General features: G+C 42.6%; 14 protein-coding genes. 3 read left to right on the top strand and 11 right to left on the bottom strand.

Annotation, left to right across the window (positions count from 1 at the left end; genetic code table 11):
* Nucleotide 1: 1 nt before the first annotated feature.
* From E6139_RS16365 to E6139_RS16330, 8 genes are all read right to left on the bottom strand, one after another.
* Nucleotides 2–1,273, bottom strand: coding sequence for an O-acetylhomoserine aminocarboxypropyltransferase/cysteine synthase family protein (locus E6139_RS16365; protein ID WP_316404284.1), 1,272 nt, complete (start codon nt 1,271–1,273; stop codon nt 2–4).
* Nucleotides 1,274–1,574: 301 nt separating this feature from the next.
* Entirely contained in the window at nt 1,575–2,438 is an 864-nt protein-coding gene (gene thrB / locus E6139_RS16360; protein ID WP_316404283.1) for a homoserine kinase, read from the bottom strand.
* The gene (thrC, locus tag E6139_RS16355) at nt 2,435–3,493 is read right to left on the bottom strand and encodes a threonine synthase (protein ID WP_316404281.1); all 1,059 of its coding nucleotides are present in this window, start codon (nt 3,491–3,493) and stop codon (nt 2,435–2,437) included. Before thrC ends, thrB begins: the two co-directional genes overlap by 4 nt.
* Nucleotides 3,494–3,495: 2 nt before the next feature.
* Entirely contained in the window at nt 3,496–4,785 is a 1,290-nt protein-coding gene (locus E6139_RS16350; protein ID WP_316404280.1) for a homoserine dehydrogenase, read from the bottom strand.
* A 127-nt stretch (nt 4,786–4,912) separates the two neighbouring features.
* Nucleotides 4,913–5,200, bottom strand: coding sequence for a metalloregulator ArsR/SmtB family transcription factor (locus tag E6139_RS16345; protein ID WP_316404278.1), 288 nt, complete (start codon nt 5,198–5,200; stop codon nt 4,913–4,915).
* An 18-nt stretch (nt 5,201–5,218) separates the two neighbouring features.
* Nucleotides 5,219–6,943 (bottom strand): phospho-sugar mutase, encoded by a 1,725-nt coding sequence (locus tag E6139_RS16340; protein ID WP_316404277.1) that lies wholly within the window; start codon nt 6,941–6,943, stop codon nt 5,219–5,221.
* 177 nt (nt 6,944–7,120) lie between these two features.
* Complete coding sequence (gene trxB / locus E6139_RS16335; RefSeq protein WP_316404276.1) at nt 7,121–8,035, bottom strand: thioredoxin-disulfide reductase; 915 nt, start codon at nt 8,033–8,035, stop codon at nt 7,121–7,123.
* A gap of 331 nt (nt 8,036–8,366) precedes the next feature.
* Nucleotides 8,367–8,585: a YneF family protein gene (locus E6139_RS16330; RefSeq protein WP_010740033.1), complete on the bottom strand. Its 219-nt coding sequence runs from the start codon at nt 8,583–8,585 to the stop codon at nt 8,367–8,369.
* A gap of 294 nt (nt 8,586–8,879) precedes the next feature.
* On the opposite strand from E6139_RS16330, the gene proB reads away from it, so the two are divergent.
* Together proB and E6139_RS16320 are read left to right on the top strand one after the other, a co-directional pair.
* On the top strand, nt 8,880–9,689 hold the full coding sequence (gene proB, locus E6139_RS16325; protein ID WP_316404272.1) for a glutamate 5-kinase: 810 nt from the start codon (nt 8,880–8,882) through the stop codon (nt 9,687–9,689).
* The gene (locus tag E6139_RS16320) at nt 9,682–10,929 is read left to right on the top strand and encodes a glutamate-5-semialdehyde dehydrogenase (RefSeq protein WP_316404271.1); all 1,248 of its coding nucleotides are present in this window, start codon (nt 9,682–9,684) and stop codon (nt 10,927–10,929) included. The genes proB and E6139_RS16320 overlap by 8 nt, the downstream gene beginning before the upstream one ends.
* A 44-nt stretch (nt 10,930–10,973) precedes the next feature.
* Here the strand turns inward: E6139_RS16320 and E6139_RS16315 are convergent, their stop codons facing one another.
* The 3 genes from E6139_RS16315 to tyrS form a co-directional block, all read right to left on the bottom strand.
* On the bottom strand, nt 10,974–11,864 hold the full coding sequence (locus E6139_RS16315) for a deoxyribonuclease IV (RefSeq protein ID WP_316404269.1): 891 nt from the start codon (nt 11,862–11,864) through the stop codon (nt 10,974–10,976).
* Between the two features lie 22 nt (nt 11,865–11,886).
* On the bottom strand, nt 11,887–12,792 hold the full coding sequence (locus E6139_RS16310) for an AEC family transporter (RefSeq protein ID WP_316404268.1): 906 nt from the start codon (nt 12,790–12,792) through the stop codon (nt 11,887–11,889).
* Nucleotides 12,793–12,961: 169 nt separating this feature from the next.
* Nucleotides 12,962–14,224, bottom strand: coding sequence for a tyrosine--tRNA ligase (gene tyrS, locus E6139_RS16305; RefSeq protein WP_316404267.1), 1,263 nt, complete (start codon nt 14,222–14,224; stop codon nt 12,962–12,964).
* A 329-nt stretch (nt 14,225–14,553) separates the two neighbouring features.
* Here tyrS and E6139_RS16300 point away from each other — a divergent pair, with 329 nt between their 5' ends.
* Nucleotides 14,554–16,944, top strand: a complete 2,391-nt coding sequence (locus tag E6139_RS16300; protein ID WP_316404265.1) for a transglycosylase domain-containing protein — start codon at nt 14,554–14,556, stop codon at nt 16,942–16,944.
* Nucleotides 16,945–17,082 lie beyond the last annotated feature (138 nt).

Genomic DNA, 17,082 nt, shown 5'->3' with positions numbered 1-17,082 from the left:
GTTATCCCTCCAATTTGTCAAAGGCCTGTTGCAGGTCAGCAAGAATATCCTTCACGTTTTCGATCCCGCAGGATATGCGGACCAGACCAGGCGAGATTCCCGCCTGGCGCAGCTCTTCATCAGTCAATTGACGGTGAGTCGAAGTTGCGGGATGCAGCGCACAGGTACGAATATCCGCTACGTGGACTTCCAGTGAAACTAGTTCTAGTGCATCCAACCATTTTGCAGCCACTTCCTTACCCTCTGCAAATTCGACTGAAATAACACCGCACAAGCCATTAGGTACATATTTTTGCGTCAAAGCGTAATCGGCATTACTTTCCAAACCAGGATAATTAACTTTTGCAATCGCCTTTTGTTCCATTAGATATTTGGCTACTGTCATTGCATTCTCATAATGACGATCCATCCGAACTGGCAATGTCTCCATACCGAGATTAAGCAGGAATGAATTTTGCGGTGAAGGCGTCGCACCTAGATCACGCATCAACTGAACTCGTGCCTTGGTAATATAAGCAGCCTGTCCAAATTTTTCAGTATAAACAATGCCGTGGTAGGTTTCATCAGGCTCCGAAAGCTGTGGGAATTTTCCATTATTCCAATTAAAGCTTCCTCCATCAACGATGACGCCACCTGTTTGCACTGCATGTCCATCCAGATACTTCGTCGTACTATGAATAACGATGTCGGCGCCAAATTCGAATGGGCGACAGAAATATGGCGTCGCAAAGGTATTATCAATTAGAAACGGAATATCCAATTCTTTTGCCACTGCCGCAAATTTTTCTTGGTCTAAGACCTTCACTGCTGGATTAGCGATCGTTTCCCCAAAAATCGCTTTCGTATTTGGTTTCGCCGCTTTCAACAATTCCTCTTTTGATGCATCTTGATCGACAAAGGTTACTTCAATACCCATTTTTCTCAGAGTATGCGCAAACAAATTATAGGTTCCGCCATAAATATAGCTGGAAGAAATCAAATGATCGCCTGCCTCCAGGATGTTCAATACCGCATAGAAGGTCGCTGCCTGACCTGATGAGGTACATAAGGCTCCCACACCGCCTTCAAGTGCAGCGATCTTCTCTTCTACCGCACCTGTCGTTGGATTCGCTAGCCGTGTGTAAAAATAGCCTGCCGCCTCCAAGTCAAAAAGCTTTCCGATCTCATCTGTAGAGTCATAGGCATAAGTCGTACTTTGGACGATCGGCAATACCCGTGGACCTCCGTTTTCCGGTTCATAACCTGCATGTAAACATTTTGTTTCAAATTCCATGATCGTTCCTCCTAATATTTTTTTCAATATGGTAAATAGTCTATTGTCTCAGTATGATAAAAAAAGGACACTCCTGTCTTTTCATATCTGAAAGGACGGGAGTGCCGTGGTACCACCTTAGTTTAACAGCCTCTTACAAGACTGAACTTTTGTCGCATTGCTGCGAACTGCTGTAACGGGCATTCCCGTGTCGTAAGGACAATTGCTCCAAGGCCATCTTCCAACGAATCGCTGCTGCTTCTTCTCAATTACCGAAGCTCTCTGTCAAGTCCGATCAGTTGTACTCTTCTCTTCAACGCAATTAAAATATTTGCACGCCTTCTTTTTCAACAGAAAGTACATCAATCAATGCTTCATGATCATATGCTTTCATGGCTGTGACTAATTTTTCCGTATTTTCAGATGGACTTAATACTAAGACGGTCGGTCCAGCCCCACTTAAAAAGCTGCCATAGCCGCCATAAGCCCTGCAAAATTCACGAATCTTTTTCAGGTGAGGAACAAGATGCTGACGATGACTCTCGTGCAAGATATCTTTTTCCATCATTTTTCCTGCTAATGGTAAGTTACCATTTAAAACAGCTGCGATCATCACATTGCCGATCGAACTGGCTGTCACTGCATCGCGATAAGACAATTCTTTCGGTAAAACAGCACGGCTTTCTGATGTCAGTAGCTCATGATTCGGAATAAAGGCAATCACGTCACAATCAGGAAACATATGCTTCACGAAGTTCACTTCATTGTTATTGTAGCTTGCCACGACAAAATCTCCACAGATCGCTGGAGCCACATTATCAGGATGTCCTTCAATCTTGGTTGCATAATCTACTTTTTGCTGTGGGGTCATTCCTAAGCTGCCTAAACGATTGGCTAATTCGATCCCTGCTACGACAACTGAAGAGCTGCTTCCCAAACCGCGAGCAATCGGGATGTCTGATGTCATCGTCAGCTGATGTGGAGTTAAATTAGGAGCCAAATCTAGCGCTGTTTGAATCAATAGATTCTTTTCATCCGACGGAATATCACTGCCCAATTGATGCTTGATCTGCCATTTCTTGGTTTCCGGACCGATATCGATCGTCAAATACTGAGACAACGCGATCCCACACGAATCAAAGCCGGGGCCTAGGTTGGCGCTGGTTGCTGGGACGCGAATTTTCATAGGGAAGCCACTCCTTCACGTAAGTGTCGGCGCATATCCTCCAAATCACTCATCTTATTGATTTTAATATCTGTTTCGTTGATCGCTGTATCAGGATCCTTCAAGCCGTTACCGGTAAAGACAGTGACGACTGTTTCCCCTGGTTTGATCCGTCCATTCTTCACATGCTGAATCACACCGGCTAAAGAAGCAGCCGAACCAGGCTCCACAAAGACTCCTTCTTGAGAAGCGACTTTGCGATAGGCGTTCAAAATTTCTTCATCTGTCACGGAATCGATATAACCGTTAGACTCATCACGTGCTGCTTCCGCTAATTTCCAGCTTGCTGGGTTTCCGATCCGGATAGCTGTTGCCACTGTTTCTGGTTCTTCAATCACTTTACCTTGAACGATCGCTGCCGCACCTTCTGCCTCGAAGCCATGCATTCGCGGTAATTCCGTTCCCTTTTTCTCATGCCATTCTTTGAAGCCTTTCCAGTAGGCCGAAATATTGCCGGCATTACCGACAGGAATCGCCAATACATCTGGTGCTTTTTCTAATTGTTCACAGATTTCAAAAGCTGCTGTTTTTTGTCCTTCTAAACGATATGGATTAACAGAGTTTACTAAAGCAACTGCTTCCGTCTCTGCAATATCACGAACTGCTTTCAACGCTTCATCGAAGTTACCCGGGATTGAAATGATGTCCGCGCCATAAGCAATTGCTTGCGCCAACTTGCCCATCGCAATCCTTCCATCAGGGATTACAACATAAGCCTTGATACCTGCGCGTGTTGCATAAGCAGCAGCAGCGGCACTTGTATTTCCAGTCGATGCACAAATAATCGCCTTCGCGCCGTCTTCTACAGCTTTTGCGACAGCCATTACCATCCCGCGGTCCTTAAACGAACCAGTTGGATTTAAGCCTTCATATTTTCCATAAAGTGTAATGCCCAATTCTTTTGATAAATTCTTCAAAGGAATCAATGGTGTGTTTCCTTCAGCCAATGCGATTTGTGGTGTCTTATCAGTGATTGGTAAATACTCTTTATATTGCTTTAATAGACCTTCGTACATGTTTATTCCCCCATAACTTTCATCAATGACAATAGTTGATAACTCGTTTTTTCCTTGATTTTCTCTTGGATCTGCACAATTTTCGTTTCGCTCGTTTCATGCGTGATCAGCACGACTCTGGCACTTTCACCATCGCCTTTTTCTTGAACGACCTGTTCAAATCCCACTTGCGTTTCAGTCATGATCTCAGCCAACTTTAAGAATTGACCTGGTTCATCCGGCATTTCTAGTGATAAGAAGTATTTGCTGATGTTTTCATCCGACGAAGTGATTTTTGTCGGTTGCGTATAACCGGTAAAACGATGACCAACCGTATTTTTCTTCATCTTGTTAACAATCGTCATTAGGTCCGCCACGATACTGGTCGCTGTTGGACGTGCGCCAGCTCCTGGGCCATAATACATTGATTCACCAATCCCTGAGCTCTTAACAAAAACAGCATTCATTTCATTATGGATCGAAGCAAGCGGATGCTCAGAAGGGACTAAGACTGGTCCGACTTCAACAGAGATCGTGTCGTCTTTTTTGATTGTTGAACCGATCAGCTTCACTGTATAGCCTAGTTGATCAGCGATCGTCACATCTTCCGCCGCCAATCCGCGAATTCCTTTGATCTTGACTTGGTCCATCGTGATAGACATCCCAAAAGCAAATTTACTCAAGATGACCATCTTGTATGCGGCATCGATTCCGTCCACATCATTGGTCGGATCACTTTCCGCAAAGCCAAGCTCTTGGGCTTCCTTCAATGTTTCATCATAAGTCCGATGCTCTTGGACCATTTTGGTCAGCATATAGTTGGTCGTCCCATTGACGATCCCCAAAACTTCAGTAATATCGTCCGCTGCTAAACTATTGGCGATCGTCCGCAAGATCGGGATACCACCGGCAACACTCGCTTCATAATACAAATTACGCTGCTGCTCCCGTGCCAGATTGACTAACTCAGTGCCGTGCTGCGCTAACAGATCCTTATTCGCAGTGACAACATTTTTTCCTGCCATCAAGGCTTCTTTGATGAAGGTTTTCGCTGGTTCGATCCGCCCCATTACTTCTACAACAATAGAGATTTCCGGATCATTTAAAATCGCGTCCAGTTCGGTAACTAACTCCAGACCATACTTTTCTGCGACTGCTTGTTTATCTTCCTGTGGCCGGATCAAGGCTTTCGTCACAACCAAGGGGCCGCCAATACTTTTTTCGATTTTATCTTTGTGATCTGCCAAAATTTCCAGGACACCGGTACCGACTACACCTAAACCTAATAGACCTACCTTGACTGCTTTTTCCATATTCCGCCTCCATTAAATTACATTCATATTAAAACTAATTTCATCGTATTCTAATAGTTAGCTATCAGTATAACAAAATTTCTGTAAAAAAAAAGAGCTTTTCCAAAAATTTTGGAAAAGCTCACTTTTATTGATGCGTGACGTGGCGAAAGGTTTGCTCTAAAACATCTAAGACATGCTGATCGTCTAAACTGTAAAGCATTGCCTTCCCATCACGACGCGCTTTAACCAAACGGTTGTCACGCAATAATTTTAATTGATGAGAAACAGCCGACTGCTCCATCGCCAGCGTGTCACTAATCGACGAAACATTGCGCTCCCCTTCTTTTAGAAACATTAAAATTTTTAACCGTGTCGGATCACTCAAAATCTTGAAAAATTGACTGACCGCTTGAAATTCTTCGTGTTCCTTCATTTATAGCCCTCATTTACTCTATTCGGCAATTTTACGAATTGCTTCTTCGTAGGTTGCGATTTTTTCTGCAGCGGCATCATGAGAATCACCTTTTACACCGATGTAGAATTTGATTTTTGGTTCTGTTCCGGAAGGTCGAACCGCAACCCATGTTTCATCTGCTAACGTGTATTTTAAGACATCAGAAGCTGGCATTTCGATCGCCGTTTCATTTCCTTCAGCATCGATCGCTTTCGATGTTTTGAAGTCTTCAGTCAAACTAACCGCTACATCAGCGAATGCCTTTGGTGCTTCGTTACGCAGATTGCCCATGATAGTCTTGATTTGTTCCGCTCCTTCAGCCCCGCTCAAGGTCACTGAAATGGTTTTTTCAGCATAATAACCGTACTCTTCGAAGATATCTTGCAAACCATCATATAAAGTCTTGCCTTGTTTTTTGTAGTAAGCCGCAACTTCTGCTAACAAGACTAACGCTTGGATCGCATCTTTGTCACGTACAAAGGATTTAATCAAGTAGCCATAGCTTTCTTCAAAGCCGAACATGAAGGTTTGCGAATTGTCGTCTTCATATTGCTGGATCTTTTCAGCGATGAACTTGAAGCCGGTCAATACATCGACCATCTTCACATTATAGGCATCGGCGATCGTTGTCGCTAATTCGCTCGATACGATTGATTTCAGTACCACTGCATTGGCTGGCAATGTGCCTGCTTGTTTGTGAGCCTCTAAGATGTAGCGAATCATGATGGCACCGATTTGGTTCCCAGTCAATACTTCGTAACGTCCATCTGGCAAACGAACGGCCGCGCCAAGACGATCGGCATCTGGATCAGTTGCGATCAACAGATCGGCCCCTTCTTCTTCACCTAATTTGATTGCATATTCAAAAGCAGAGTGTTCTTCTGGATTTGGTGATTTTACTGTTGAAAAGTTTGGATCGGCAACAGCTTGTTCTGGTACTAAAACAAATTTTTCGAAGCCAGCTTGCTTCAAGGCCTTTTCGCCTAGCATTTTACCTGTTCCGTGCAATGGCGTATAAACTAGTTTCAGTTCTTTACCCATTTCGTTGATTAATTCTTGGTTGATCGTTACGGATTTGATTTCCTTCAAGTATTCAGAATCAACTTCTTCACCTATGATATTGATTAACGCGCTATTTTTAACTTCTTCATCTGATAACACTGGAACCTCTAACGGATTTTCTACATCACGAACGAATTTAGTCAATGCATCCGCATCTTCTGGTGGCATTTGCCCACCATCTTCTCCGTACACTTTGTAGCCATTATATTCTGCTGGATTGTGAGACGCCGTAATCATAATTCCGGTGAAGGCATTTTCAAAACGAACGGCAAAAGATAATTCCGGTGTTGGGCGTAAGCTTTCGAAAACATAGGATGGAATATCATGCTTTGCTAATGTTTTCGCTGCTTCCATCGCAAATTCTGGTGACATATGGCGTGAGTCATACGCAATCGCCACTCCACGACGTTTTGTCTCAGGATCTTGCGTATCCATGAAACGAGCCAAACCTTCAGTTGCTTGACGAATGGTAAAAATGTTCATCCGATTGACACCAGGACCTAAGATACCACGCATACCTGCAGTTCCAAATTCTAGTGGTTTATAAAACGCATCTTTTTTCAACTCTGGATCTTTACCTAAGTCTTGTAATTCTTTACGCATTTTTTCATCTAATTTATCTGAATCAATCCATTGTTCATAAACTTGTTCCCAAGACATGAAACACACCTCTTTCAAAAATTTTCTTACCATTTAAGTATACCATTACTGTTATATTCAGCAAAGAAAACTTGTATTTTATCATGCTTGAAAAAAATATTTAACCTCATTTTGTGAAGGTGAATCTATTTTACCTAGAAAAAAAGAAGGCAAATGAAATCTGCCTTCCATAAACAATTAATTTTGTGCTTCGATATATTTATAGACTTGTTGACCTGCGATCCCGCCTTCACCGACTGCTGTTGTGATTTGACGTAGATCCTTCTCACGAGCATCTCCGATAGCGAAGACACCAGGGATTTTTGTTTTCATTTCGTGGTCTGTTTCGATCCAGCCGGCAGCATTTGTGATGCCGCTGTTTTTAAATGGTTCCGTCAATGGTTCCAAGCCAACATAGATAAAGGCGCCATCAGCTGGTTCCAAGTGGACTTCACCAGTTTTTACGTTACGGATTTGTGCGCCAGTCACGACCATTTCGTTCCCAACGATTTCTTCTACCACGCTGTCCCAGATAAATGAAATTTTTCCATTGGCAAATGCACGATCTTGAATGATCTTTTGTGCGCGCAATTCATCACGACGGTGAACGATCACGACTTCAGAAGCAAAACGTGTTAGATAGATGGCTTCCTCAACTGCTGAGTCGCCGCCACCAACAACGATTAAGCGTTTGTTGCGGAAAAAAGCACCGTCACATACCGCACAATAAGAGACACCACGACCTGCGAATGATTCTTCACCTGGCACGCCTAGCTTGCGATGGACACAGCCAGTCGCAACGATGATCGTTTTGGCTTGATAGCTTTTATCTTCCGTGATAACTTCCTTGTAATCGCCATGATCCTTGATATCTTGCACGATTCCATACGCATTTTCCGTACCGAATTTTGTGACACCATCATACATTTTCATGGCAAGCTCTGGACCCATGATCGATTCAAACCCTGGATAGTTCTCAACTTCAGCGGTATTGTTCATTTGTCCGCCTGGTGCCCCGCGTTCAATTAAAAGCACTTTTAAGTTTGAGCGTGAAGCATATAAGGCTGCGGTCATCCCTGCTGGACCCGCACCGATAATTATTACATCATACATTCAGTCATTCCCCCATTCGGCTTTACTTTACATCCAAGATGATATTCTGTCGACAAATCTGCTTACTAATTGTAACCTTCTCATAAAACTACGCGTCTTCTGAGCTGATCAGCTCTGCAAATGCACAGCTAACTCACTAATTAAGTAATAAAGAAATTCATTTTCCCAAAATCAGGGAAAATGAGCGTGTTTTCGTACGTATATCTTTCTGCTAGATATCACACTTCAAGCATTTCTTTTGATCACTAACAAACTTCGTCCTTTCATACTGCGAAAAGCAGAACAGGCAAAAAAGAAGGGCAATCATCCTGCGACGATTGTCCTTGTAAGATTATTGTTGGTTTTTCATTTGCTGCATCATTTGACGAACTTTTTTCTCTGAAGGTTTTTGCCCCATCGACATCATCATTTGACGTAACATATCCTCGTTGATTGGAGGATTCTTTTTGAAATAGTCTTGCATATATTTACGGGCTAAGAAGAAACCGCCGACAGCACCTAATAGTGCAGCGATTACTGCGATCAATACTACGATTCCAGTTGATACCATTTTCACCGCTCCTTTCCTGACACATTCTTATACATTTTACTAAAAGTTCCCCTAAAAGAAAAGCTGTTTTAAGAAACTTCAAATCCATACTAGGAATTTTTAGTTCAATCTTAAACTCATTTTTTTCTCTTATCAATAAATTATCAAGATTTTTGGAAATTCTGAATGCCTGAATTTGTGTAACTATCAAAAGATTTTCAATTAATATTAAACAAATGATGAAATATTGATGAGAATATGGTAAAATGCAAAACAATATCTTCCTCGCTGGTGGCTAAGTGAAGAGGTGCAATCATGAGAGACTTTTTAAGATCCGTCAACCGGATCGTGGTGAAGATTGGGACGAGTTCCTTGATCCACCCAAATGGCAAGATCAATTTTGATGGAATTGATCAACTAGCATTCGTATTAACTGACCTTCAAAATCAAGGCAAAGAAATAATATTGGTCTCATCTGGCGCGATTGGCGTTGGGATGGACAAGCTTCGAATACCTGAACGGCCGCAGGAAATTCCTGTGCAGCAGGCCGTTGCAGCAGTCGGTCAATCCGAACTGATGCATATCTACAATCAACGCTTTTTAGTTTACAGTCAACAGACCGCGCAGGTTTTATTGACGCGGGATGTGGTAGATTTTCCTGAAAGCCGCAAAAACGTAATCAATACATTGGAGCAGCTTATCTCGATGGGGATCGTTCCGATCATTAATGAAAACGATACAGTGGCAGTCGATGAAATGGACCACACACGTAAATTTGGGGACAATGACGAGTTATCCGCGATCGTCGCACAATTAATGGATGCAGATGTGCTGATCATGTTGAGCGACATTGACGGTTTCTATTCAGATAATCCCTCAACCAATAAACAAGCCATTCTCTACTCTACCGTCTCTACCATCAATCAAACCTTGATGGATCAGGCTGGCGGTGAAGGCAGTCGTTTCGGCACTGGTGGCATGGTCAGTAAATTGAAAGCAGCACAAAGAATCTTGGAAGCAAAAAGCGCGATGGTGTTAGCCAATGGGAAACCTCCCAGAATAATTTTTGATATTTTAGCTGGAGTTGAAGTCGGAACATTATTTAAGGAGGGAAAACATGGGTAATTTAATGAACACCTTAGGGCAGCAAAGCCGAGCAGCGGCTCAACAGTTGGGACAGCTGGAGACGGCTCAAAAGAATGAATGTTTGCTCCAGATGGCTAAAGATTTAGAAAAGAATGCAGCAGACATCTTAACAGCCAACCAAAAAGATTTAGATCAAGCGAAGGAAAATGGCATTCCAGATCCAATGATTGACCGCTTACGTTTGACTGATGACAGAATCAAAGAGATGGCTGAAGGGATTCGTCAAGTGGCTGCTCTACCAGATCCAATCGGTGTAGTAGAAAAAATGTGGCGTACCGAAGATCAGCTAATGGTTGGTCAGCAACGTGTTCCCTTAGGGGTGATCGGGATCATCTTTGAATCCCGTCCAAACGTAACCACTGACGCCGCTAGCCTGTGCTTTAAATCAGGCAACGCGGTCATCCTGCGAGGCGGCAAAGAAGCCTTCCATTCAAATCAAGCATTAGTCGAGCTAATGCAGCAGACACTGCAAAACTGTCAGCTGAATCCTGCGATGATTCAATTCGTCAGCGACACCTCCCATGATGTGGCAAACGAAATGATGCGCTTGAACGAATATCTGGATGTTCTAATTCCTCGCGGCGGTGCTGGCTTGATCAATCGCGTCAAAAACAGCGCGACCGTGCCAGTGATCGAAACCGGCACCGGAAACAACCACGTGTATGTTGATTCTGCTGCACAACTAGATATGGCGCTTGCTATCGTCAAGAATGCCAAGGTGCAACGCCCTTCCGTTTGCAACGCGATTGAAACACTATTAGTTCATGAAGACGTGGCAGCGGAGTTCTTACCGCTGGTTGAAAAAGAACTGACACCGCTAGTCACTTTACGAGGCGATGCTCAAGCGTTGAACTATTTAGAACAAGCAGAGTTGGCAACCGATGCGGATTGGACAACGGAATTTTTAGATTATATTCTGGCGATCAAAGTCGTTGCCTCCATTGACGAAGCGATTGAGCATATCAACCACTATAACTCCAAGCATTCCGAAGCAATCGTGACGGACAGCTATCATAACGGTCAAAAATTCTTAAAAGAAGTTGATGCGGCGGCGGTTTACATCAATGCCTCCACACGCTTTACCGACGGCTTTAAGTTCGGCTTTGGTGCGGAGATCGGAATCTCTACTCAGAAGCTGCACGCCCGCGGACCGATGGGCTTAGAGCATTTGACTTCAAGCAAATACATCATTTATGGTGATGGACAAATCAGAGAATAATGATAAAAGCACCTGCTCGTCACATTGAGTAGGTGCTTTTATCATTATTGTGCCTGTATTTTCGCTAGTAGATCAGGGTCAAACTGCTGTGATCGCAGCATCGCGATCTCAAAGCCATAAGGCGGTTTAGTATTCTTTTTATCTTCTCCAACATATGGTGTTTCCAGGATCTTGGCTAGATCGGTCAATTTTCCATGATGCACGATATAATTCAGCGCGTCAAAGCCAATCGTGCCAAAACCAATATTCGCATGACGATCCTTGTGGGAACCCATCGGATTTTTCGAATCATTTACGTGAACCACTTTTAAACGATCCAAGCCAATCACGCGATCAAATTCTTCTAGTACACCATCGAAATCATCCTTCACATTATAACCTGCATCATTTGTGTGGCAGGTATCAAACGTGACCGAAAGCTTTTCATTCAACGTCACCCCATCAATGATATACGCCAGCTCTTCAAAGGTTTTGCCTAGCTCTGTTCCTTTTCCTGCCATAGTTTCCAAAGCGATTTGCGCGCGTTGATCTTTGGTCAGTACTTCATTTAATCCTTTGATGATTTGATCCAAACCAGCCTTTTCGCCTGCGCCAACGTGCGCTCCAGGATGCAAAGTAATCTGCATCGCCCCTAAAGCCTCTGCTCGCATGATTTCATCCCGTAAAAATTGAATAGCGAATGGAAACATCTCCGGCTTTTTCGTATTGCCCAGATTAATGATATACGGGGCATGCATGACGATATTCGACAGACCGTGCTCCTTCATGAATGCCTCTCCCGCAGGAATATTCATTTCATCAACCGGCTTGCGGCGGGTATTTTGCGGTGCGCCGCTATAGATCATAAACGTTGATGCTTCATAGCTGGCTGCCTCCTGCGCTGCGCCCAGTAGCATTTCTTTTCCTTTCATACTTACATGAGAACCAATTAACATAAAAACCTCCAGATTTTTTATTTTATAGGAATAACATTAGACTCGTCATCAACGGCAAACTGATCAGAAAACTTAGAGACGAGGTAAACCCAACCACTTCCGCTCGCATTCCTGCAGCCACACTATTGATCACGCCAAATGTCGGAATCGGTCCGACTGAAACAAGACATAAAACGACTTTGATGATAGCCGGTAATGGCAGCAGCATGAATAGAACTGTCAGTAGTAATCCAGCCCCATACTTAATCGCTAAGACACGAGCCACTAAAGTTAGATCCTTTTTCGGTAAACGAAGCTCCAAAAACAAGCCAATCATAAACATCGATAAAAAGGTATTCGCATTTGCGATCGGCTGTGCCATCTGAAAGAACGCTTGTGGCAGATCTATCTGCAAGATTCGTAAAGACAGCATGATCAAATAGCAAAGAAACGGAACCGAACGAAACAAACGACTGAGAACCTTTTTAGCACCGGGACTTCCCATGTTGCTCCCGCTGATACCCTCGATCACTACATTTGACCCACCTGCCAGCATGACACTATTACCGATATCAAAAAAGGATAAGATCGGAATCGCTTGCGGCATGAAGCTTTGGACAAAGGGGATTGCAAAATTTCCAATATTATAGCCAGAAACTCCATACATTAAGAACTCTCGCTCGACTCGTTCCTGCTTCTTTGATAACAAATGGCCAATAATGATCATCACGAGATTTAACAGTAATCCAGCTAAAATCAGCAACAGCAATTGATTCTTTACCACCAAGGATTGCAGATTCACAATGATCGCTGCCGGCAACGTGACATTGACAACGATTTTCGAGATCATCGAACCATCTGCCTTCATCAAAACGTTGAAGCGCTTCGTTAAATAGCCTATTACGATAATAACAAATAATCCCAACGAATTTAATAAAACTGCTCCCACACACTCACTCCTATATCGTATTAAGTGACTTGCCTATAGCTTGATTCTTTTTATCCTAATAGGTTGCAAAAAAAGAAACTAAGACTCATCTAATCTTTAAAACGCTTTCTATTACTACATAGAAAGAGGATTGCTCCAAAAAATGGTACAATCCCTTCCATAATTTTAACTAAAATTGTAAGACAAAATATTTCTTCTTGCCGCGACGAATAACGATGTACTCATCTGACAGCTTATCTTGATCACTTAATGTATAAGTTACATCCTGTACACGATCGCCATTGACATAGATTGCTCCATTATTGATGTCTTCACGTGCTTGACGTTTGGATTTTTCAATCCCTGCTGTCAATAGGATTTCAACTAAATTCAAGTCATCTTCCGCTTGAACCTGGTAGCTTGGTACATTTTTGAATCCTTGTTTGATTTCATCAGCGTTCAAGTTTTTTACATTACCACTAAATAGTGCTTCAGAAATATGCACAGCTTGATTATACGCTTCTTCACCATGAACCAAAACAGTCACTTCTTTAGCCAACGCTTTTTGGGCTGCTCGTTGCTCAGGCGCCGCAGTGAATTCAGCTTCAATTGCGTCAATCTCTTCTAAGCTTAGGAACGTGAAGAATTTCAAGAATTTGACGGCATCACGATCATCGGTGTTGATCCAGAATTGGTAAAATTCGTATGGTGAAGTTTTTTCTCCATCTAACCAAACCGCATTTCCTTCTGTTTTACCGAATTTAGTCCCATCGGCTTTTGTGATCAAAGGCATGGTAAAACCAAAAGCTTGTTTGCCTTCTTCACGACGGATCAATTCGATTCCTGAGGTGATATTGCCCCATTGATCACTGCCGCCCAACTGTAATAAACAGCCATAGCGTTTATTTAGTTCGTAAAAGTCGTAAGCCTGTAACAATTGGTACGCAAATTCTGTGTAAGAAATCCCCGATTCGATCCGGCGTTTAACACTTTCCTTACTCATCATGTAATTGATCGTAAAGTTTTTACCAACATCACGTAAAAAATCAATCATTTTTAATTCACTAAGCCAATCGTAGTTATTCGCGATAATTGCAGGGTTTTCCTTGCTTTCAAAGTCTATAATCCCTGAAAGCTGACTCTTAATATTTTGCGACCAGCTTTGAACAGTATCTAACGTATTCAATTGACGTTCTACATCCTTAAATGAAGGGTCTCCGATCATTCCAGTACCACCACCAACCAAAGCGATCGGCACGTGTCCGTTCTGTTGGAAACGACGCAACGTCAAAATCGGTAGTAAATGACCAATGTGCAGGCTGTCTGCGGTCGGGTCAAAGCCGATATATAGTTTAACAGACTCTTCGTTTAATTGTTTTTCTAGAGCTGCTTCATCTGTTACTTGAAAAATTATTCCACGGGCTTTTAGTTCTTGAAAAAAGTCTGAATGCATGTTTTTTCCTCCTAATTATTCTTGATGCGCTAACAAAATGTTAGGCATATGCTCATTACGCATATCATTCCTAAATGATTTATACTTTCCCATATTAACTGAAAAAACACGGAAATAAAAGCCATTCGTCAGATTTATTCCAAGTTCTAGCCCATTAGAATCGGACATATTCTAAAATGATCACTCACAATATAATAATGCTTGTTTTGTTTTACTTAACAATTAGTTGAAGTTTTGATTACAAACATTGCATCCGCTTGTTAATAGAAGTAAAACTTTGCTATAATTCAACAGATAATTAAAATGTAGAATCTAATGAGGTGGACTTTTTGGCTCACAAGAAAAAAATAAATAAGCAATCGAAAAAGAGCAGCAAAAGCAAATCAAGAACTAGTCTTGGAGGGCCTTTTGCACTTAACGTCTCTTTACGAGTGATTAAGTCCTTGTTACTGGGCTTCATTGTCGTGCTCTTTTTAGGCGGCATGCTCGTCGTCGGGATCGGCGCTGGGTATTTTGCTCATCTTGTCGAAGGGACACCGACGCCGACAAAATCAGAAATGAAGCAAAAAGTCGGCGATATCGCGGAATCGTCAAAATTACTCTATTCAGATGATCGCGAAATTGCGACGATCCAAGCAGATCCAATTCGCGAAAAAATCAATTCTGATGAAATTTCTCCGTGGGTAAAAAAAGCGTTAGTAGCGACCGAGGATGAAAACTTTTATGAGCACCAAGGAGTTGTTCCAAAAGCTGTCGTACGTGCCTTGTTAGGGGAGGTCGTTGGATTTGGTGCTGGTTCTGGTGGTTCAACAATAACGCAGCAATTGATTAAACAACAAGTATTGACCAATGAAACTTCCTTCAAGCGAAAAGCAAATGAGATCGTCTTATCTTTAGATTTAGAGAAATATCTAAGCAAAGATGAAATTTTAACTGCCTACTTGAATGTCTCACCCTTTGGCCGTAATAACAAAGGTCAGAATATTGCTGGTGTTGAAGAAGCAGCTATTGGTATTTTTGGTGTCCATGCAAAGGATTTAAATTTACCACAATCCGCATTTATCGCTGGATTGCCGCAAAGTCCTATATCTTATAGTCCCTATACCAACACGGGAGATTTGAAACAAGACTATTCACTGGGAATGGATCGAAAAGATGATGTGCTCTTCAATATGTACCGAGAACAAATGATTTCCAAGAAAGAATATGAAGATGCTAAAAATTACGATCTGGCAAAAGATTTCCAAGGACGTCAAGATGTAGAAGTTCAGCAACATGGCTTCCTATACTACACTGTTTATAATGAAGCAATCAGCATCGTAGCGAAGCAGCAGGCGAAGGAAGATGGCGTCAGTGATGCCGACTACAACAAAGAAGACGTTCGCAATCGCTACGTCGAACAAGCCAAAGTCAAAATGCAAAATCAAGGTTTAGTGGTTAAATCAACGATTGATAAAAATATTTATGACGCGATGCAACTAGGGGTCGCTGAATATGGCCAGTACTTGGATGATGGCTCCGGTGCTACGATCGAACCAGGTACGGTCATGATGGACAACAAAACCGGCCGCATTTATGGTTTCATCGGCAGTCGCGATTACAACACGAACCAAAACAATCATGCCTTTGATACGGCGCGACAAGCTGGTTCATCGATCAAGCCAGTGTTAGTCTACGGACCAGCAATCGATCAAGGCTTATTAGGCAGTCAAACAAGAATCGCCGATTTCCCTATGAAGTATCAACACGGTGAAGATGCTGGTAAGGAATTAGAAAATGCCGAGAATAAAGGGTCTAAGACTTTCCAAACAGCCCGTCAGGCCTTGGTTCAATCGACAAACATTACCGCCTACCATGTCTATCAAGACCTGCTGTCGAACAAAGGCTCTGATCAATTTGCCTATGACAATTACTTGAAGAAAATGAACTATCCTTCTTCTCATGACTGGGGTGTTGAAGCCGCACCTTTAGGAACAACCAATGTTTCAACCTTAACTGAAGTCAACGGCTTCCAAACGTTAGCTAATGGCGGTGTCTATCAGCAGGGCTACCTAATCGAATCGATCACTGATAGTACCGGAAAAGAAATTTATAAGCATAAGGAAGCACCCGTTCAAGTGTATTCAAAAGCAACTGCATCCATCATGAACGACATGATGCGCAGTGTCATAAATGAACAGCATACCACCCCATTCAAATCTATTCTAAGCGGCGTAAATTATTCGCTAAGTACGGCTGACTGGGTTGGTAAAACCGGGACGACTGATAACTATACCGACAACTGGTTGATTGTCTCAACACCTACCATCACATTAGGTACCTGGACTGGTCGGGATGATAATAAACCGATGTTGGGTGATAATGCAGGAAATCGGACAGCGACTTACATGGCGTATCTGGCTGGTCGTATCTATCAAGTCAATCCAAGTGTCTTTGGAGAAGACGAAAAATTTGAATTATCGGATGATGTCAAACAAATCAAGGTATCTGATTTCACCGGCTTGAAACCTGGAAAAGTCAGCCATAATGGAACAAACTATCAAGTACCAAGCGGCGAAGCTACTTCCCTTTGGGCGAAAGACGGTCCGGCAGAAAACTCCTATGAATTTGGTATCGGCGGCAATGACGATGATTACAAGACATATTGGAACACCCGTAACAAACTAAATGCCAAAGAAAAAGAAGACAAAGAAGATGAAGATGCAAAGACAGATGACTAATCTTCTCAAGGCAAAAAGCTGAACAATCAGCTTTTTGCCTTTTTTCTTTCCCTTTACTAATTAGCAGCATGGCCCACTTCTGACGACCGTCTTGTAGCCGGTCCTGCTTTTTGGTATTCTAGCAAAAGAAATCATTTT

This window comes from Enterococcus sp. (genome assembly GCF_032555305.1).
Taxonomy (GTDB): Bacteria; Bacillota; Bacilli; order Lactobacillales; family Enterococcaceae; genus Enterococcus_A.
The sequence above is the reverse complement of the archived record's forward strand: the minus strand, read 5'-3'. Positions and strand labels throughout refer to the sequence as shown.

Excerpts from the sequence above, each read along its gene's own strand:
- E6139_RS16365 (WP_316404284.1), bottom strand. The coding sequence starts at position 1,273 with ATGGAATTTGAAACAAAATGTTTACATGCAGGTTATGAACCGGAAAAC.
- thrB (WP_316404283.1), bottom strand. The coding sequence starts at position 2,438 with ATGAAAATTCGCGTCCCAGCAACCAGCGCCAACCTAGGCCCCGGCTTT.
- thrC (WP_316404281.1), bottom strand. The coding sequence starts at position 3,493 with ATGTACGAAGGTCTATTAAAGCAATATAAAGAGTATTTACCAATCACT.
- E6139_RS16350 (WP_316404280.1), bottom strand. The coding sequence starts at position 4,785 with ATGGAAAAAGCAGTCAAGGTAGGTCTATTAGGTTTAGGTGTAGTCGGT.
- E6139_RS16345 (WP_316404278.1), bottom strand. The coding sequence starts at position 5,200 with ATGAAGGAACACGAAGAATTTCAAGCGGTCAGTCAATTTTTCAAGATT.
- E6139_RS16340 (WP_316404277.1), bottom strand. The coding sequence starts at position 6,943 with ATGTCTTGGGAACAAGTTTATGAACAATGGATTGATTCAGATAAATTA.
- trxB (WP_316404276.1), bottom strand. The coding sequence starts at position 8,035 with ATGTATGATGTAATAATTATCGGTGCGGGTCCAGCAGGGATGACCGCA.
- E6139_RS16330 (WP_010740033.1), bottom strand. The coding sequence starts at position 8,585 with ATGGTATCAACTGGAATCGTAGTATTGATCGCAGTAATCGCTGCACTA.
- proB (WP_316404272.1), top strand. The coding sequence starts at position 8,880 with ATGAGAGACTTTTTAAGATCCGTCAACCGGATCGTGGTGAAGATTGGG.
- E6139_RS16320 (WP_316404271.1), top strand. The coding sequence starts at position 9,682 with ATGGGTAATTTAATGAACACCTTAGGGCAGCAAAGCCGAGCAGCGGCT.
- E6139_RS16315 (WP_316404269.1), bottom strand. The coding sequence starts at position 11,864 with ATGTTAATTGGTTCTCATGTAAGTATGAAAGGAAAAGAAATGCTACTG.
- tyrS (WP_316404267.1), bottom strand. The coding sequence starts at position 14,224 with ATGCATTCAGACTTTTTTCAAGAACTAAAAGCCCGTGGAATAATTTTT.